Source organism: Amycolatopsis sp. NPDC003731 (assembly GCF_053586895.1).
On the sequence record NZ_JBSFNC010000095.1, the window covers coordinates 1 to 17619 of the forward strand.

The 17619-nt window shown below is 72.1% G+C and carries 19 protein-coding genes; 6 read left to right on the forward strand and 13 right to left on the reverse strand.

The features are described from left to right. Positions 1–59 precede the first annotated feature (59 nt). The 3 genes from ACWDN5_RS31280 to ACWDN5_RS31290 all read right to left on the reverse strand — a co-directional run bounded on the left by ACWDN5_RS31280 (position 60) and on the right by ACWDN5_RS31290 (position 4263). Positions 60–2357, reverse strand: a complete 2298-nt coding sequence (locus ACWDN5_RS31280) for a putative bifunctional diguanylate cyclase/phosphodiesterase (protein ID WP_449678804.1) — start codon at positions 2355–2357, stop codon at positions 60–62. A gap of 198 nt (positions 2358–2555) precedes the next feature. Then, positions 2556–3374: an ABC transporter permease gene (locus tag ACWDN5_RS31285; protein ID WP_449678805.1), complete on the reverse strand. Its 819-nt coding sequence runs from the start codon at positions 3372–3374 to the stop codon at positions 2556–2558. Continuing rightward, positions 3364–4263: an ABC transporter ATP-binding protein gene (locus tag ACWDN5_RS31290; RefSeq protein ID WP_449678806.1), complete on the reverse strand. Its 900-nt coding sequence runs from the start codon at positions 4261–4263 to the stop codon at positions 3364–3366. Before ACWDN5_RS31290 ends, ACWDN5_RS31285 begins: the two co-directional genes overlap by 11 nt. Positions 4264–4375: 112 nt before the next feature. On the opposite strand from ACWDN5_RS31290, the gene ACWDN5_RS31295 reads away from it, so the two are divergent. Next, complete coding sequence (locus ACWDN5_RS31295) at positions 4376–5425, forward strand: amidohydrolase family protein (protein WP_449678807.1); 1050 nt, start codon at positions 4376–4378, stop codon at positions 5423–5425. An 18-nt stretch (positions 5426–5443) separates the two neighbouring features. Here the strand turns inward: ACWDN5_RS31295 and ACWDN5_RS31300 are convergent, their stop codons facing one another. Next, positions 5444–5911 (reverse strand): carboxymuconolactone decarboxylase family protein, encoded by a 468-nt coding sequence (locus tag ACWDN5_RS31300; protein WP_449678808.1) that lies wholly within the window; start codon positions 5909–5911, stop codon positions 5444–5446. Positions 5912–6004: 93 nt separating this feature from the next. Between ACWDN5_RS31300 and sigJ the strand changes: the two genes are divergently transcribed. Next, positions 6005–6868, forward strand: a complete 864-nt coding sequence (gene sigJ / locus ACWDN5_RS31305) for an RNA polymerase sigma factor SigJ (RefSeq protein WP_449678809.1) — start codon at positions 6005–6007, stop codon at positions 6866–6868. Here sigJ and ACWDN5_RS31310 read toward each other — a convergent pair. After that, positions 6865–7035 carry a hypothetical protein gene (locus tag ACWDN5_RS31310; protein ID WP_310967369.1) on the reverse strand — a complete coding sequence of 57 codons (171 nt, stop codon included), beginning with the start codon at positions 7033–7035 and terminating at the stop codon, positions 6865–6867. The genes sigJ and ACWDN5_RS31310 overlap by 4 nt on opposite strands. Positions 7036–7175: 140 nt before the next feature. Next, positions 7176–7508 (reverse strand): hypothetical protein, encoded by a 333-nt coding sequence (locus ACWDN5_RS31315; protein ID WP_449678810.1) that lies wholly within the window; start codon positions 7506–7508, stop codon positions 7176–7178. Between the two features lie 34 nt (positions 7509–7542). Here ACWDN5_RS31315 and ACWDN5_RS31320 point away from each other — a divergent pair, with 34 nt between their 5' ends. Beyond that, positions 7543–8340, forward strand: a complete 798-nt coding sequence (locus ACWDN5_RS31320; protein WP_449678826.1) for a hypothetical protein — start codon at positions 7543–7545, stop codon at positions 8338–8340. 231 nt (positions 8341–8571) lie between these two features. Continuing rightward, entirely contained in the window at positions 8572–9201 is a 630-nt protein-coding gene (gene shbA / locus ACWDN5_RS31325; protein ID WP_310968467.1) for an RNA polymerase sigma factor ShbA, read from the forward strand. 3 nt (positions 9202–9204) lie between these two features. On the opposite strand, the gene ACWDN5_RS31330 is transcribed toward shbA, so the two are convergent. The 3 genes from ACWDN5_RS31330 to ACWDN5_RS31340 all read right to left on the reverse strand — a co-directional run bounded on the left by ACWDN5_RS31330 (position 9205) and on the right by ACWDN5_RS31340 (position 10641). Continuing rightward, complete coding sequence (locus ACWDN5_RS31330) at positions 9205–9507, reverse strand: cupin domain-containing protein (protein WP_449678811.1); 303 nt, start codon at positions 9505–9507, stop codon at positions 9205–9207. Then, the gene (locus ACWDN5_RS31335; protein ID WP_310967372.1) at positions 9504–10004 is read right to left on the reverse strand and encodes a sigma-70 family RNA polymerase sigma factor; all 501 of its coding nucleotides are present in this window, start codon (positions 10002–10004) and stop codon (positions 9504–9506) included. Before ACWDN5_RS31335 ends, ACWDN5_RS31330 begins: the two co-directional genes overlap by 4 nt. Before the next feature lie 268 nt (positions 10005–10272). Continuing rightward, positions 10273–10641 carry an RNA-binding S4 domain-containing protein gene (locus ACWDN5_RS31340; protein ID WP_449678812.1) on the reverse strand — a complete coding sequence of 123 codons (369 nt, stop codon included), beginning with the start codon at positions 10639–10641 and terminating at the stop codon, positions 10273–10275. Between the two features lie 283 nt (positions 10642–10924). On the opposite strand from ACWDN5_RS31340, the gene ACWDN5_RS31345 reads away from it, so the two are divergent. Then, the gene (locus ACWDN5_RS31345) at positions 10925–12403 is read left to right on the forward strand and encodes a GMC oxidoreductase (RefSeq protein ID WP_310967374.1); all 1479 of its coding nucleotides are present in this window, start codon (positions 10925–10927) and stop codon (positions 12401–12403) included. A gap of 33 nt (positions 12404–12436) precedes the next feature. Here ACWDN5_RS31345 and ACWDN5_RS31350 read toward each other — a convergent pair whose 3' ends face one another. Together ACWDN5_RS31350 and ACWDN5_RS31355 are read right to left on the reverse strand one after the other, a co-directional pair. After that, complete coding sequence (locus tag ACWDN5_RS31350; protein ID WP_310967375.1) at positions 12437–12922, reverse strand: carboxymuconolactone decarboxylase family protein; 486 nt, start codon at positions 12920–12922, stop codon at positions 12437–12439. Beyond that, the gene (locus ACWDN5_RS31355; RefSeq protein ID WP_449678813.1) at positions 12919–13995 is read right to left on the reverse strand and encodes an NAD(P)H-dependent amine dehydrogenase family protein; all 1077 of its coding nucleotides are present in this window, start codon (positions 13993–13995) and stop codon (positions 12919–12921) included. The genes ACWDN5_RS31350 and ACWDN5_RS31355 overlap by 4 nt, the downstream gene beginning before the upstream one ends. A 113-nt stretch (positions 13996–14108) precedes the next feature. Here ACWDN5_RS31355 and ilvD point away from each other — a divergent pair, with 113 nt between their 5' ends. Then, entirely contained in the window at positions 14109–15800 is a 1692-nt protein-coding gene (gene ilvD, locus ACWDN5_RS31360) for a dihydroxy-acid dehydratase (protein ID WP_310967377.1), read from the forward strand. Here the strand turns inward: ilvD and ACWDN5_RS31365 are convergent. Both ACWDN5_RS31365 and ACWDN5_RS31370 read right to left on the reverse strand, forming a co-directional pair. After that, positions 15779–17140, reverse strand: a complete 1362-nt coding sequence (locus ACWDN5_RS31365; RefSeq protein ID WP_449678814.1) for a class I adenylate-forming enzyme family protein — start codon at positions 17138–17140, stop codon at positions 15779–15781. The two genes, ilvD and ACWDN5_RS31365, sit on opposite strands and share 22 nt — an antisense overlap. A gap of 15 nt (positions 17141–17155) precedes the next feature. After that, entirely contained in the window at positions 17156–17569 is a 414-nt protein-coding gene (locus ACWDN5_RS31370) for an SsgA family sporulation/cell division regulator (RefSeq protein WP_449678815.1), read from the reverse strand. Between the last annotated feature and the right edge of the window lie 50 nt (positions 17570–17619).

Sequence of the window (17619 nt, forward strand, 5' to 3'; positions counted from 1 at the left end):
CGTCGCGAATGACTCATTCGGGACCTCGGACGTCCCGAATGAGTCATTCGCGGCAGCGGTCAGCCGGCCGAGAGCGTCGACAGCCGCAGCGAAGACAGCGGGGCCGGGCGGCCGAAGCGGTAGCCCTGGGCGGTCGTGCAGCCCGCCCGGGTGACCAGTTCGGCCTGCTCGGCCGTCTCGATGCCCTCGGCGACCACGGCCACGTCGAGGTCGGCGCACAGGCCGACCAGCGATCGGCACAGGGCCGCGTCGCGGTCCGGGCGGACGCCGGTGGTCAGCGCGCGGTCCAGCTTGATCAGGTCGACCGGCAGCGCGTGCAGCACCGTCAGGGAGCTGTACCCAGCGCCGAAGTCGTCGAGGGCCACCCGGACGCCCAGGTCCTGCAGGCGCCGGATCGCGGCCGCACCCGCCGCCAGGTCCGGGACCGGCACCGTCTCGGTGATCTCGACGATCAGGCGGTCCGCCGGCAGGCCGTACCGGTCCAGCGCGGCCCCGACGCTCTCCTCCAGCGTGGCAGCGCCGAGCCGGCTCGCGCACACGTTCACGTGCACCGTCAGGTCGATCCCGGCCGCGGTGATCTCGCGGCAGGCGAGGTCCAGCACCAGCGCGTCCAGTTCCGCGCCGAGACCAGCGCCTTCCGCCGCGCGGACGAACGTCTCGGGCGACACCGAGGTGCCGTCCCGGGTGGTCCAGCGGGCCAGCGCCTCCACCGCCACCGGCTGCTCGTCGGCCAGCCGGACGATCGGCTGGAACACCAGCGCGAACCCCTCCGGGAGACCGCCGCGGCGCAGCGCCGACGGGAAGTCGGGTGGCCCGTCCGGCGACGGGTGGTAGACGACCGTCGTGTCCTTGCCGAGCCGCTTGCCCGCGTACATCGACGTGTCCGCGCGGCCCAGCAGCACGTCCGACGTCACCGCCGGTTCGGCCGGGTCCGGCACGACCAGGCCCATGCTCGCGCGGACCGGGACCAGCGTGCCGTGCACCGCGAACGGCCGCCGCAGCGCGCTCTGGATCCGGTCGGCGACCGCCTGCGGGGCGTCGACCTCGCCCTCCAGCAGGATCGCGAACTCGTCGCCGCCCAGGCGCGCGACCGTGTCGCCCGCGCGGACGCAGCTCAGCAGCCGCTGGGCGACCGCGTGCAGCAGGACGTCGCCGCCGGCGTGCCCGAACCGGTCGTTGACCTCCTTGAAGTCGTCGAGGTCGACGAAGATCAGCACGAGTGGCCCTTCGGCGCCCTGTTCGATGGCGCGGTCCAGCCGGTCGGCGAAGAGCGCGCGGTTGGCCAGCCCGGTCAGCGGGTCGTGGTAGGCCTGGTGGGTCAGCTGCTGCTGGCCCTCGTACACCCGGCGCAGCAGCAACCGGTTGTCCAGCAAGGAAAGCAGCTGCCGGGCCAGCACCAGGAACACCACCAGCGCGCCCACGAACACCTCGACGCCGTCCGGGCCGGCCCCGGCCACGATCTGCACGGTGATCAGCAGCGCGACCGCGGTGACCGGCAGGTACGGCAGCGCCACCTGCCACCAGTCGACGCCGACCGCCTGACCGGCGTCGTCCCGCCGTCGCGTGCTGGGCGTGACCAGCAGGGCGAAGGCGATGAACAGCGGGCCGAGCACGAACCCGGCGTCCGACCACGGCTTCATGCTCTCCGCGCCGATGCTGACCAGGTAGGCGAACACGCTGTCGGAGCAGGCCAGCGCGACGATCCCGAGGGCGGCGAGCAGCAGGTTCGCGCGGTAGGGGCGGTCCACCCGGTCGAACACGACCAGCAGCACGGCGACGACCACGACCACCAGGTCGGTCAGCGGGTAGGCGATGGCGACGGCCCAGGTCAGCGCGTCCGGCCCGGTGGCCTGGACCACCTGCCCGAGTGCGGCGGTCCAGGTGAGGATGAACAGCGAGCCGGTGACGACCAGGCCGTCGAGCACCACGGCGACGCCGAAGTGGGCGGTCCACTGCGCGGGCTGCCAGCGTTCGCGGTCCGGCCGCGCGCGGGCCCGGGCGAGCACGAACAGCGCCGGCAGCGCGAAGAGCGGGAAGCTCAGGTACCCGACGTCGGCCAGCGACGGCGACGGCAGCCCGCGGCCGTCGACCAGCTGGTAGTAGGACCAGACGCACTGGCCGAGCGACCAGCCGGTCATCCCGATCGCGACCAGCACCCGCCACCACCGCTGGTGCCCCCGCACCCGCCGGGCGACGACGACGCCGCAGACGATCCCGGTGACCCCGGCGCCGAGCTGCAGGGCGTCGTCGACCCACAGGGCGAAGGTGTCGCCCCAGAAGGCGAAGCCGTTGACCACGACCACGGCCGCCGTGACGAGGACGAGCAGGATGGCCACTGGGTACCGCCGCACTGTCATGGCACCTCACGCGGTCACGCACGCCGGTCGGACCGGCAAACACTACACCGGGCGTGATCAACCACAAACGCACCGGCACAGGCGCCGGTCAGGCGGTGGCGCGGGCCGGTGCCGGTCGTCGGCTTCCGCTCGCTCTCCGCGGCTGCCGGCGCTGGATCGGGCGCCGTCCCGGCGGGGATCGCCGCCGACCTGCGTGGGTCAAGTGATGTCGCGGCGCTGCAGCAGCCAACCCCCGAGGGCGCCGAACGCGAGCACGTACGCCGCCAGCACCGCCGTCGCCTGTCCGGCCCCGACCACCTGCTCGACCCCCGGTGCGCTCGCCCCGAACGCGGCGGCCAGCGCGCCCGCGTTCGGGCCCGGCAGCGCCTTCTGCAGTTGCGCGACCCAGTCCAGCAGCGGCGCGGCGATCGACGCCAGCAGGTTCTGCACCGCGAGCAGCCACACCAGCCCCAGCCCGATCGGGAGCGCCACCGAGCGCAGGCCGATCGCCAGCAGCACCCCGAGCGCGCCCCACATGGTCGCCACCAGCCAGCCCGCGCCGAGGCCGGTCAAGACGTCGGACGCCGCCGGCCAGCTGATCGCCTGCCCCTCGAGCGACGCCACCAGTGCGCTCGCCCCCGCCGTCGTCGCGAACAACGTCAGCACGGCAGCGAGGGCGGCCAGCGCGACCGTGACCAGCTTCGCGCCGTACACCGCCACCCGTGACGGGTGCTGCACGAGCACGGTTTTCCAGGTGCCGTAACCGTATTCGCTCCCGGCGACCAGCACGCCGAAGATCAGCGCCAACGCGCCGACGAAGATCGGCAGCCCGCCCAGTGCGCTGCCGACGAAGGCGTCCGGCAGCATCGCGGCCAGCCCGCGGCCGCTGCCCGGTGGCCCGGACGTCGCCCCGCTCAGGCCCGCGTACGGGACGGCGTATCCGAACGTCAGCGTCAGGACGACGGCGACGGCCAGCAGCAGCCAGGTCGCGGGACGGCGGGAGTGCTTGGTCAGCTCGGCGCGGATGTCACGCAGCATCGGGGTTGCCTCCGGTCAGGGCGAAGAAGGTCTGTTCCAGGTCGGGTTCGTGCCAGCGCAGCTCGGTGACGACGAACCCGGCGCCGACCAGCTCGGCGTTGACCCGCCCGGCCTGCTCCGGGGCGACGTCGAGTTCGAGCGCGGTCCCGTCGAGACGGATGCGGGACGGGCCGAAGAGGCGGCCGAGGTGCTCGCGGGCGTTCGGGAGCGGATCGGCGACGACGCGCAGCGCGCCGCCCGCGCGCAGGTCCTCGACCGTGGTCTCGGTGACGAGCCGGCCGTGGTCGAGGACGCCGACGCGGTCGCAGATCTGCTCGACCTCGGCCAGCAGGTGGCTGGACAGCAGCACGGTGCAGCCGCTCGCGGCCAGCTTGCGGAGGGTGACCCGCATGTCGGCCATGCCCGCCGGGTCGAGGCCGTTGGTCGGCTCGTCGAGCACCACCAGCTCGGGGTCCTTCAGCAGGGCCGCGGCCAGGCCGAGCCGCTGCTTCATCCCGAGCGAGTAGGTCGCGTACCGGTCCTTGGCCCGGTCGGTGAGGCTGACGACGTCGAGCACGGCGTCCACGCGCGTCCGGCGCACTCCGGCGTGGTCGGCGAGCACCCGCAGGTTGGCCCGGCCCGACAGGTACGGGTAGAAGGCGGGGCCTTCGATCAGGGCGCCGACGCGGGCGAGGCTGGCGGGGCCCGGTTCGGCACCGAGCAGCCGGACGCGGCCGGCGGTCGGCCGGATCAGGCCGAGCAGCATCCGCAGCGTCGTCGTCTTGCCGGCGCCGTTCGGGCCGAGGAAGCCGTAGACCTCGCCGGCGGGCACGGACAGGTTGAGGTCTTCGACGGCGGCGATCTCGCCGTAGCGCTTGGTCAGCGCGGTGGTCTCCACGGGCAGGGTCACGGTGGCCTCCTTCTGGCGTCTCCCATGGTCGGGATCGCGGCGCCCGCAGGCGTCCGCCGCCGGACGGCACTTGCGCCTACGCCGGGCTGCGTACGCGGGTACGGTCGAGGTGGTGATCACGCGCATCCGGGGGTACGCGCTGCCGAGCGGCGAGTACGCCGACCTCTACGCCGACGGCGACCGCTGGACGACCGACCCGGTGCCCGGCGCGACCCTGGTCGCCGAAGGCTGGCTGCTGCCCGGCCTGGTCGACGCGCACACCCACCCCGGCGCGGAGGCGCCTGGGCAGCCGATGGACGACGAGCTGCTCCGCGAGCAGCTGCACCAGCACGTCGACGCCGGGGTCACGCTGATCCGCTCGCCGGGTCTGCCGGGCGAGCCGCCGCCGTGGTTCGGCGAGGACCCCGACGTGCCGCGGGCCCGGCACGCGGGACCGTGGCTGGCGCAGGAAGGCCAGTTCTTCGACGGCTGGGGCCGCCGCGCGGCCCATGACGAGCTTCCGGCGCTGGCGGCGGCGCAGGCCGCGCGCACGGGCTGGGCGAAGATCATCGCGGACTGGCGCGTCGGCGATTCCGCGGTCCCGGTGGACGTGCTGCGGGCGGTGGTGCGCGAGGTGCACGCGGTCGGCGGGCGGGTCGCGGTGCACAGCCAGCACCCCGAGGGCGGCGCGGCGGCGGTGGCGGCAGGCGTCGACTCCCTCGAACACGGCATGTGCCTGGACCCGGGTCTCCTGGCGCGGATGGCCGCCCAGGGAACGGCGTTGACGCCGACGCTGTCGACGATCACCGAGAGTCTCGGGCGCCGGGAACAGCAGCCGGACAGTCCGGCCCGGACGTGGTACTTGAGCGGCGCGCGGGTGCACGGAGCACTGACCGCGGCCGCGGCGGAAGCGGGCGTGCGCGTGCTGGCGGGCACGGATTCCCTCCCGCACGGCGGGATCGTCGCGGAGATCCGGGCGTTGCTGGCCGCGGGAGTCCCACAGCACGACGCACTGGCGGCGGCGTCGTGGAGCGCGCGGGAGTACCTGGGGCTCGGCGGGCTGGAGCCGGGCGCACCGGCGGACGCGGTGGTATACGACCGGGATCCGCGTGTCGAACCGGATCAGCTGGCGGACCCGGCGGCGGTGGTGCTGCGCGGCCGGTGCGTGCGGCGCCGCGGGTGAACGCGGCGCCGCGGCCGGTCAGCGGTAGTTCTTCCCCAGCGGCAGGCCCGGGATCGGCTTCGCGATCAGCGCCACCGGGACGAAGTAACTCATCTGGCTCAGCACGAGCGTGAGCGTCCACAACGCCTTGTCGTCGTAGCACGCGGACGCCCGGGCGAACAGCTCGTCCGGCACCCGCTCGGTCACCGAGCTCGCCGTGAACACCGCGTCGGCGAGCTCCAGCGCCACGCGCTCTTCCTCGCTGAAGTACGGCGAGGTCGGCCAGGACGCCACGGACGTGACCTGCTCCTCGCTCGCCCCTGTCTTCCGGAGCAGCTCGGCCTGCCTGATCGTGTGGTACGTGCTGCCGACCAGCTGGCCGATGCGCAGCTGCACCAGGTGGATCGTGCTCCGCGGGATCGAGCCGTTCATGGTGATCCTGGTCAGCGCGCCGGCGAGATCGCCCATCTCGGGGAAGAACTGCGCCGGGTCGGGAAGACGGGACATCTGTTTTCCTTTCGTCGTTTCGTGTCCTGACGAAACGGCCCGCCCGGTTGTGAGGCGACGTCACAAACCGCCGCCCCGGATCGTCGGAGTGGCGTGACTGATCTCTTGCAGGAGCGGCGGCAGCTGACCGGCCTCGCCTACCGGCTCCTCGGCTCGCTGAGCGACGCCGAGGACGTCGTCCAGGAGGCGTACGGCCGGTGGTACGCCCTGTCCGGGCCGCAGCGGGAGGCCATCGCGTCGCCCGGGGCGTGGCTGACGACGGTGGCCAGCCGGCTCTGCCTCGACCAGCTGCGGTCGGCCCGTGTACGCCGGGAGCGGTACGTCGGCGAGTGGCTCCCGGAGCCGCTGCCCGGCGAGACCGGCGCGGGCACCGATCCGGCCGACCGCGTCACCCTGGACGAGTCGGTCACCATGGCGTTCCTCGTCGTGCTGGAGGCCATGACGCCGGCCGAGCGGGTGGCCTTCGTCCTGCACGACGTCTTCGGCTACCCGTTCGCCGAGGTGGCGGCCGTCCTGGGCCGCTCGCCGTCGGCGGCGCGCCAGCTGGCCTCCTCCGCCCGCCGCCGCGTCCGGGCCGCCCGGGCCCCGGAGCCGGCCCGGGAGAGCGCCGAGGTGGTCCGCGCCTTCAAGACGGCCTGGGAAGCGGGGGACATCGAGGGACTGGTGGGCCTGCTCGACCCGGAGGCCACGGTCGTCGCGGACGGCGGTGGCCTGGTCAGCGCCGTGCGTCGCCCGATCGTGGGCGGCGACCGGGTTGCGCGGTACGCCGTGGACCTCACGCGCCGGATCGCGCCGTTGTCGCTGGGGGAGGCCACCGTCAACGGGCGGCCGGGGCTGGTCGCCCGGCGGGACGGCGCTCTGGTGGCGGTGCTGGCGTTCGAGGTCGCCGGGGAGGCGGTCCGGCGGATCTGGGCGGTCCGGAACCCGGAGAAGCTCCGCTATTGGCCGGCGGGCTAGCCCGCACCCCGGTCGTCGTGCCGGGCGCGCGGGGCCGGCACGACGAACGCGATCACCGCCGCCGCCAGTCCGACGAGCACGGACAGGTGCGCGGCGGCCGGTACGGCGCTGATCAGGAACAGCCGCAGCGACCCCGAAATCAGCAGGCGCCACATCCTCGGGCTCATGATCAACAAGTACCCGCGGCGGGACGCCGTCAACCGGCGCCGGGGCAACGGCCCGGTCACGTTCACCCGCGGGGGTGGTGCGTCGCCCGGGTGACCGTCCCCGGGCCGGAAAGCCTGCCGCGGCAGCGAAGGCGCTCCGGTCATTTCGACACGTTCGACAGTGGTGGTCGGGTGAGTTTCCGCCCGGAATCGTTGCGCCGCAATGTGGTCGCTGTGAACAGAACGCCAACAAGTTTCGCCATTACCCGGATGGCGGAAAAGGAAACCGCGGGATAACGATCCGTTTGCCGGAGCGTGATCGACTGGACATCGGCGGTGGCGCTGGCGACCATTGACCTCCGTGCGTGGAAGGGGAGGGGAACGGTGAGCCTCAGTGCGGCGGACGTGGTCGGTGAACTCAAGGCCCTGCGCAAAGGGAGGGCAATTTTCACGACACCGCTCGCGGACCGGATCGGCCCCGCATTGCGCACCACTTGCGGCATTGTCGAAGATGACGGAACCGTGGAGATGCGGCGTAAGCTGTCCGATCGATTGCGCCCGCTGGTCGAGTCGCTGCCGGACGATCTGAAGATCGCTTTGCTCGCCGCATTCGCGCTCGAGGAGCGGGCGCGGAAACCGTTCTACCAGGAACGGGTGCACTGGGCCGCGATCACGCTCGACCGCGACGACCGGACGGTCCGGCGGCGGATCGACGAGGGGATCGAGCAGATCGCCGCGCTGGCCGTCGCGGCGGCCGGGCCGGCGCCCCGGCACTATCCGGGCCGCGGCTGGCACACCGAAGAACTGCGCGTCACGCTGGCTCTCGATCAACCGGTGCCGGAGGCGTTCGAATTCCGGCGGGTGGTCGCCGACGCCGACGAAATCGCCGTGCTCGACCTGGCGCTGACGTTGCCGGTCACCGGCGAATCGGGCGTTTCGGTGCACGAGTCGGATCTCGGAGTCGACGTGTTCCACGGTGGGGTGCTAACGCACCGGGTGATGGAATCGAGTGACCGGATCGGGCTCGTTCTGCGGCTGCCGGAGCCGTTGCGCCGCGGCGCGCGCCACGAGGTCGGGCTGCGATTCCGGGCGAACCTGCGAGAACCGCGGTACCTCTGCGTGCCGCGCCACCCGTGCGATCTCTTCGATCTGCACGTCCGGTTCGGTGAACGCGTGCCGAAGCGGATCGTGCGGCAGGAAAAGGTTTCCCCGGCCGACGACCGGTCGCACGCCGGTGCGGCGCTGCCGGCCGACGACGCCGGCGAGGTGCACGTCCGGTTCCGGGACCTCGAGCCGGGCTTCGCCTACGGAATCCGCTGGGCCTGATCGCCCGGTTTCCGCCCACATTTTGTCCCGTCCCCCGAAGGTGCCCGGCGGCCGTTTCGACGGGGTCGTGAACGATTAACGGACAATACCTGGACAACCACCAGCACCGTGCAACGTTGCAGGTCAGCGCCTCGATTACGCCATATGACGGATCGGGGACGTCCAGGCACCACACTGTCCGTTGTGGACGGACGCTCCCGGTGGCGGGCACGAGGAGGGCGCGTGGAAACCATGATCGCGGAGGCGGCGGAGGCCGTCGACGGCTACACGGTGCTGGCGGATTCGCCGAGGCCGGAGGGTGGCCTGGCCAAGGAGCAGCTCGACCCGGTGGTGGCGGCGGCGCGCGACGGCGACCCGGAGGCGGTCCAGGCGCTGCTGCGGCTGATCAAGCCGACGGTGGTGCGGTACTGCCGGGCGCGGATCGGCGGCCGGGACCTGTCCTACCTGTCGGCCGACGACGTCGCCCAGGAGGTGTGCCTGGCGGTGCTGAAGGTGCTGCCGGGGTACCAGGACCGCGGGGGCTCGTTCCTGTACCTCGTGCGCGCGATCGCGGCGAACAAGGTCGCCGACGCGTTCCGCTCGGTGGCCCGGGACCGGTCGAAGCCGGTGCCGGAGCTGCCGGACCGGCCGCTGGGCGGCAACGAGCCGGAGAACCACGTCCTCGAGCTCGACCTGGGGGCCCGGCTGGGCCGGCTGCTGGCGTTGCTCCCGCCGCTGCACCAGGACATCCTGTCGCTGCGGATCGTCGCCGGCCTGTCGGCGAACGAGACGGCGGAGGCGCTGGGCATCTCCGCCGGCAACGTCCGCATCACGCAGTTCCGCGCCCTGACGAAGCTGCGCGGCATGATCGGCGACCTGTAGGCGTCACTCGAGCCATTCGGTGATGAAGTGGTCGCTTTCGTGGATGTGCACGGCCTCGTAGACGCCGGGGCCGAGCACGGCGAACTTGTGCGGCGTGCCCGCCGGGACGACCAGCACGTCCCCGGCGCCGCCGTCGCGCTGCTCGTCGCCGACGGTGAACCGCGCCCGCCCGCGGATGATCACGAACGTCTCGATGTAGGGGTGCCGGTGCAGCCGCGGCCCGGAGCCGACGACGTCCGTGCTTTCGCGGATGACCGAGACTCCGGACCCGACGTCGCGTCCTTCGAAATTCTCGCTGTCGCTCACCTGGCCAGGGTAGCCGTCGCGACGACCCGGCGAAGCTGCCCGAGCGCCCGGTGCTGCGCGACGCGGACCGCACCCGGCGTCGAGCCCACCGCGGCGGCGGTCTCCTCCGCGGACAGGCCGACGACCACGCGCAGGACGACGATCTCGCGTTGCTTCCGGGGCAACACGTCCAGGAGCTTCGCCATCCGCTCGCGCAGTTCGCGCCGGAGCGCGTGGTGCGCGGGATCGAGCGACGAGTCGGCCGCATCGGGCAGTTCGGCGACCGGCTCGTCCTGCCGCGCGGCGGCCTTCCGCGCGGCGGTGACCTTGGTGCGCGCGATGTCGCAGACGAAGCCGGGCAGCGGACGTTCCGGCGGCCGTCGCGGCAGGGCCGTCAGCAGGGCCACGCAGACGTCCTGGGCGACATCGTCGGCCGAGTCGGGGTCCAGGCGCGCGCGGCAGTAGCGCACCACGAGCGGCCGGGCTTCGGCCAGCGGGTGGTCCGGGCTGGTGGTCATGGCTTCCCTCCGTGCGGGGAACTACCCCCACGCCACGGAGATGGACCCGGCGCGCGCGGATTCCCGGCTATTTCCGGGAAGGCCGCGAACGAGGCGACGATCCTTTGATTGACGGGGGAGATGACCTAGGCCTGCACGGACGGACTTCAGTGGCGGCCGAGCAGCCTGCCGCCGAAGGCTCCTGCCGAGGCGGGCGTGTCCGTGGCGGCGCGGCGGTTCGCCGGTGGCCTGCCGTTCGGACTTCCGCGGCGGCCGAGCAGCCTGCCGCCTAAGGGTCCTGCCGAGACCGGAACGCGTCCAGCACCCGGCGCTCCCGTTTGGTCGGCCGCCCCGCGCCGCGGTCGCGGCGGGCGACCGGGATCGCCGTCTCAGGGGGCGGCTTCGGCGTGCGGTCCACGTAGCACGTCGCCGCGTCCAGGGCTCCCACGCGCTTCTGGATCACCCTCACCACGTCCAGCACCTTCGTCGTCCCGCCGACGCGCAGGCGGACTTCGTCGCCCGGGACGACCGTGGTCGCCGGCTTGGCCGGTTTGTCGTTGACGCGGACGTGGCCGCCTCGGCAGGCCGCCGCCGCGTCCGGGCGCGTCTTCGTCAGCCGGACCGCCCAGAGCCAGCGGTCCACTCGGGTGGACTCCACAGTCGTCCATCATGGCCCATTCAGCGGCACGCGCTCGCCACCCCGCCAGGTTACTCACCGGTATATGTCGACTTGTCTGCACCATCGAGCTATAACTTGTTCTAAATACCTCAACGGTGAGGAACAACACATGAGTGTCGAACCCGTGTGGAGAAAAAACTCTGGCTCTGTATCCCGTCGCCTCTTTCTTGCTGGAACTGGTTCTATCTTAGCGAGCGCCGCACTGGCCGGTAGAGCCTCGGCGCAGTCCGCCGCACCGGCCGCCATCAGCGACGGCTCCCGCGTGTCCGCGCTGGTGATCGGGTCGGGCTACGGCGGCTCGGTCGCCGCTCTCCGGCTCGCCCAGGCCGGCATCGACGTGCAGCTGGTGGAAATGGGCATGGCCTGGGACACCCCGGGCGCCGACGGCAAGATCTTCTGCGCCACGCCCAATCCGGACCAGCGCTCGTTCTGGTTGCGCACCAGGACGAAGCAGCCGTTTTCCAACTTCCTCGGGTTCCCGATCGACAAGGACATCCCGCGCTACACGGGCATCCTCGACGCCGAGGAGTTCAGCGGGATCACCGTGTACCAGGGCCGCGGCGTCGGCGGCGGCTCGCTCGTCAACGGCGGCATGGCCGTCACGCCGAAGCGGGAGAACTTCGGCGCCATCCTGCCCACGGTCGATGCGAACGAGATGTACGACGTCTACTACCCCCGCGCCAACGCCGGCCTCGGGGTCGCCACCGTCCGCCCGGCCTGGTTCGACTCCACCGACTGGTACCAGTTCGCGCGCGTCGGCCGGAAACACGCCCAGCGGTCCGGGTTCCCGTTCGTGTTCGTGCCGGACGTGTACGACTGGGCCTACATGGAGCAGGAGGCGGCGGGCACCGTCCCGAAGTCGGCGCTGGCCGGGGAAATCCTGTTCGGCAACAACTACGGCAAGAAGTCGCTGCAGAAGACCTACCTGCCGAAGATCACCGCGACCGGCCGGGTCACCATCTCGCCGCTGCACCGCGTGACGCAGGTGGTGCCGGCCGCCGGCGGTGGGTACACGGTGACTATCGAGCAGCTCACCACCGCGGGAGCGGTGTCCACGATCAAGACGGTCACGGCGGACACGGTGTTCTTCGCCGCGGGCAGCGTCGGCACGAGCAAGCTGCTGGTCAAGCTGAAGGCGACCGGCGCGCTGCCGAACCTGAACGGCGAGATCGGCAAGAACTGGGGCGACAACGGGAACGTCATGGTGGGGCGGGCCAACCACATCTGGGACCCGACCGGGGCCTCCCAGTCGACCATCCCGTGCGGCGGCATCGACAACTGGAACGCGGGCGGTGCCTTCGCGGAGGTCGCGCCGCTGCCGACCGGGATCGAGACGTGGGCGTCGTTCTACCTCTCGATCACCAAGAACCCGAACCGGGCGCAGTTCACCTGGAACCCGGCGACGCGCGCGGTGGACCTCAACTGGCAGACGGCGTGGAAGCAGCCGTCGATCGACATGGCGAAGACCATCTTCGACAAGATCAACTCGACCGAGGGCACGATCTACCGGACCGACCTCTTCGGCACGTACAAGATCTGGGGCGACCATCTCACCTACCACCCGCTCGGCGGCGCGGTGCTCGGCAAGGCGACCGACAACTACGGCAGGCTCGCCGGCTACCAGGGCCTGTACGCGATCGACGGCTCGCTGATCCCCGGCAACACGAGCGTCAACCCGTTCGTCACGATCACCGCGCTGGCGGAACGCAACATCGAAAAGATCATCGCGCAGGACTTCTGACCCACGACTCGTGAGGGGCGCCGCCCCCGCCCCTCACGACCGGTGGGACGGCAGGACGCAGATCGTGTCGAGGCCGAGGACGTGATTGAGCCGTCCGAAGGCGAGCCAGGCGCCGAGACTCATCGACAGCTCGACGATTTCCCGCTGACTGTACGAAGCGGACATCCGCTTCCAGAACTCGTCGTCCAGGTTGTGGTGGTCGGTCGCGTACCGCTCGGCGTACTCCGCCGCCAGCCGCGTCCGCTCGTCGAAGCGGTCCGTCGTGCGCCACTCCGCCACCGCGTCCGCGAACTCCGGCTCGACCTTGACGCCGTCGCGCTCGGTGCGCCAGTCGAGGCAGAAGACGCAGCCGTTGATCTGCGCGATCCGCAGCCGCGCGGCCTCGAACTCCCGCAGCCCCAGCGTCGTGTGCTCGTACACCGCCAGCGAGAACTGGGACGCGGCGATCCCGATGCCGGGCACCATCTCGCCCCAGACGTACCCGATCGGGTCCTTGCCGGCGGGGAGGTCGATGTTCACGAGCGGCTCCTTCCGAGCTTGCCGGCTGCCGGGCGCAGCGGGACGTCGAGTGCGTCGTAGAGGCCGGGTTCGGCCGCGGCCAGCCAGTCGATCGCGCCGACCAGGCGGCCGACGGCGGTGGCGTTGCCGCCCGCCGACCGGTTCTCGCCTTCGTCGGTCGCCTCGACGGTGACCTCGATGCGCGGCCGGCCTTCGATGATCACGCGGTGGGCGCCGTCGCCGCTGGGCGGCGTGGGCCAGTCCGGCGCGCACGAGGCGTGGATGCGGGTGACGTGCTCGATGACGATCCGCGGCTCGCCGTCGACGATGCCCTGGACCTCGAACCGCACCGCGCCTTGGGTGCCCTTCTCGAACTCGCCCATGGTCCGGGTGGAGACGGTTTCCTCGAGGGGACGCCGGTCGAGCGTCTCGCGCAGCTCGGTCACCTCGACGCCGAGGCCGCGCGCGATCAGCCGGACCTGCCCGCCCCACACCATCGACGGCACGCCGGTCATCAGCATCGGCGGGTCGTAGTCCATCGGCTGGCCCATCCCGACCAGGTACCGGACGGAGTCGGGCTGCTCGTACGTCGAGTAGTCGAAGATCTCCTGGCAGCGGACGACGTCGACGTCGGTGCCGAGCCCGCTGATCAGGAGCGGCAGCACGTCGTTGCCCCAGCCGGGGTCGACGCCGGAGACGAACAGCGAGCCGCCGCCGTCCTCGATCGCCGCGAGCACCGGGTCGCGCAGCTCTTTCGGCGCGTTTCGCTGGTCGTAAAGGGGATACAGGGCGGGGGTCACGACGACCGCGCCCGCCCGGACCGCGCGCACGATGTCGGCGAGCGCGTCGTCGAACCGGACGTCCCCCGAAGCGGCGTACACGATCGCGCGCGGACTCGCCGCCAGGACGCCCTCGATGTCGTCCGTCGCGGCGACGCCCAGCTCGCCGACGCCGGCGAGCTCGCCGGCGTCCTTGCCGACCTTCGCCGGGTCGTGGACGAGCACCGCGGTCAGTTTCAGCGCCGGGTGGGCGTCGACGGCCCGGATTGCCGCACGGCCGACGTTGCCCGTGCCCCACACCACTGTGGCGATCATTCCGCCGAGTTTCGCTTTTTTACGCAGCTCCGGGAAGCAAATCGTTCCGGCCAGCGGACCGCGCGTCCGTTGGTAACATGGCCAGCGCCCGAACGTCGTATCGGAGGCCCGCGATGACGATCGACCCCAAGCCCCGCAGCCGCACGGTGACCGACGGGATCGAGGCCGCGCCCGCCAGAGGCATGCTGCGCGCGGTCGGGATGGGCGACGGCGACTGGACGAAACCGATCATCGGCGTCGCCAGCTCGTGGAACGAGATCACGCCGTGCAACCTGTCGCTGGACCGGCTGGCCCAGGCGTCGAAGGAGGGCGTGCACGCGGCCGGCGGCTACCCGCTGCAGTTCGGCACCATCTCGGTGTCCGACGGCATCTCCATGGGCCACGACGGCATGCACTTCTCGCTGGTCTCCCGCGAGGTCATCGCCGACTCGGTCGAGACGGTCATGCAGGCCGAGCGGCTCGACGGCTCGATCCTGCTGGCAGGCTGCGACAAGTCCCTGCCGGGCATGCTGATGGCCGCCGCGCGCCTCGACCTGGCCTCGGTGTTCCTCTACGCGGGCACGATCGCCCCCGGCTGGGTGAAGCTCACCGACGGCACCGAGAAGGACGTCACGCTGATCGACGCCTTCGAGGCGGTCGGCGCGTGCCGGGCCGGGCGTCTCGGGACCGGCGACCTCGACCGGATCGAACGCGCCATCTGCCCCGGTGAGGGTGCGTGCGGCGGGATGTACACCGCGAACACGATGGCGTCGGCGGCCGAAGCCATGGGGATGAGCATGCCGGGGTCGGCCGCGCCGCCGTCCGCGGACCGCCGCCGCGACCACTACGCCCACCTGTCCGGGGAAGCCGTCGTCGGCCTGCTCGAAAAGGGCATCACCGCGCGGGACATCCTCACCCGGGAGGCGTTCGAGAACGCCATCACCGTCGTGATGGCCCTCGGTGGCTCGACCAACGCCGTGCTGCACCTGCTGGCCATCGCGCACGAGGCCAAGGTCGAGCTGACCCTCGACGACTTCAACCGCGTCGGCGACCGCGTCCCGCACCTGGGCGACCTGAAGCCGTTCGGCAAGTACGTCATGAACGACATCGACCGCCACGGCGGCATCCCGGTGCTGATGAAGGCGCTGCTGGACGAGGGCCTGATCCACGGCGACGCGCTCACCGTCACCGGCCGCACGGTGGCCGAGAACCTCGCCGAGCTCGACCCCGACCCGATCGACGGTGAAGTGCTGCGCGGCCTGGACAACCCGCTGCACCCGACCGGTGGCATCACCATCTTGCGCGGCTCGCTCGCCCCGGAAGGCGCGGTCGTGAAGTCCGCGGGCTTCGACACGGCCAACTTCGAGGGCCCGGCGCGCGTGTTCGAGCGCGAGCAGGAGGCGATGGCGGCGCTGAACGAAGGCCGGATCGAGGCCGGTGACGTCGTCGTCATCCGCTACGAAGGCCCCAAGGGCGGGCCGGGCATGCGGGAGATGCTGGCGATCACCGCGGCGATCAAGGGTGCCGGGCTCGGCAAGGACGTCCTGCTGCTGACCGACGGCCGGTTCTCCGGCGGCACCACCGGCCTGTGCATCGGCCACGTCGCGCCCGAGGCGGTCGACGGCGGCCCGATCGCGTTCGTCCGCACCGGCGACCGGATCGCCGTCGACATCAAGGCGCGCAGCATCGACCTGCTGGTCGACGCCGCCGAGCTGGCCCGGCGCCGCGAAGGCTGGGAGCCGTTGCCGAACAAGTTCCCGGAGGGCGTGCTCGGCAAGTACGTGAAGCTGGTGCGGTCGTCGTCCTACGGGGCCGTCACGAGCTGAGCGAGGGCGCGCTTGTCGACCTTGCCGACGTCGGTGAGCGGCAGCGCGTCGGCGAAGTCCACCCGCGCCGGGACGTAGTGCTCCTGGCCGAAGGTGTCCCGGGCGTGGGCCTGCAGGTCGCCGGCCGTGACCTCGCTCGTCACGACCACGACGGCGTGCAGCCGGTCGCCGTGGCCGAAGACCGCCGCGCTGCGCACCGCCGGGTGCGTCTCCAGGGCGTGTTCGACGACGGTCGTGGGGACCTTCGTGCCGTGCTCGCCGACCACGGCGACGTCGTCCGCGCGGTCGAGCAGGTAGAGGTAGCCCTCGTCGTCGAAGCGCCCGAGGTCGCCGGTGCGCAGCCAGCCCGCGCCGATCTCCGGGCCGCCGAGGTAACCGTCCATCATGGACAGTCCGCGCACCTCGACCTCGCCGTCTTCGGTGATCCGCGCCTCCATGCCCGGCACGATCCGGCCGACCGAGCCGAGCCGCTCCGGGTGGCCGATCAGCTCGGCGGCGGAGATGCTCGCGATCATCGGCGCCTCGGTGAGGCCGTAGCCCTGGCCGACGACCGGGCCGAAGACGGCGAGGGCCTGCGCGAGCCGGTGCGGCGGCAGCGGTGCGGCGCCGAGGGAGAGCGAGCGAACGCTGGTGAGGTCGGTTTCCGGCCGCTTCGGGTGGTCGAGGAGCGCGGCCAGCCGCGGCGGCGTGAGCGAGAGCGTGTCGATGCGGTGCTCTTGGATCGCGTCGAGGACGGCACCTGCGTCGAAACCGTCGTGGACGACGAGGGTGTCCTGCCGCAGCAGCGTGCCGAGCACGGTCGCGTTGCCGGTCATGTGCGTCATCGGGGCGACCAGCAGCGTGCGGCCCGGGCCGTCCGGCGACGGCGTGAAGAGGTACGCCATGCCGTCGTAAATGCCGCTGTGGCGGATGAGCTTGGGGGTGCCGGTGGTGCCGCCGGTGGGGAAGAGCAGGCGGACCGTTTCCGGCGGGTCGAGCGGCTCGGGTTCGCCGTCGAGGTCGTCGAGGGTTCTCGTGTCGGCGCCGGGCCAGTCACGGGGCCGGTCGGTGACGACGGTGGCACCGCGCGCCGCGGCGAGCCGGCTCGCTGCCGGAGCCGACGCCGGGACCAGGAGCACGGTCGCGCCGCGCAGGAGGGCCGCCAGCTGGACGAGGACCGTCTCGGGCCGGTTGCGCAGGTCGAGGGCGACGGTGGGCTTGGTTTCGCCGAGGCCGCCGTGGAGGCGGCGCAGCCGGTCGCGGGCCTGGTGGTAGGTGGTGACGCCGTCGTTCGCGTGGAACAGGACGCGGTCACCGCCGTCCTCGAGCGCGGCCAGGACCTTCGTCAGGAAGAAGCTCACGCCCGGGGACGGTACTCAGTCCTGATACGAGAGCTTCGACATTTCCTCGTCGAAGTCGAACCAGTCGCTCTCGCTGCCGGCCGGGATGACGTCGTAGGTGCGGTCGAGGAAGGCCGCGATCTCCTTCGCGGGCGCCTCGAGCACCGCGGCGCCGTCCGGGGAGCTCAGCTCGACGACGACCAGCGCGGGGTCGCCGGCCGGGCCGATGCGCACGTCGCCGTCGCCGCAGCGGGCGAGCAGGCCGTCGGCGAGCAGGTCGCGGCCGAAGAGCCACCGGACCGCGCTCGGGCCGGCGTGCAGTACCACGGCGACCGCGTACGGGTCGCGGGTGTCGTACTCCAGCTCGGCCGGCACCGGTCGCGGTCCGGCCCCGAAGGTGCGGAGGGCGAAGTCGATGCGGGCGTTGGTCACGGTGTGCGGGTCGGCCATTTCGGCCCCTTTGCTACTCGTCGGTTAACTTCGGCTGCTTCCAGGGATAA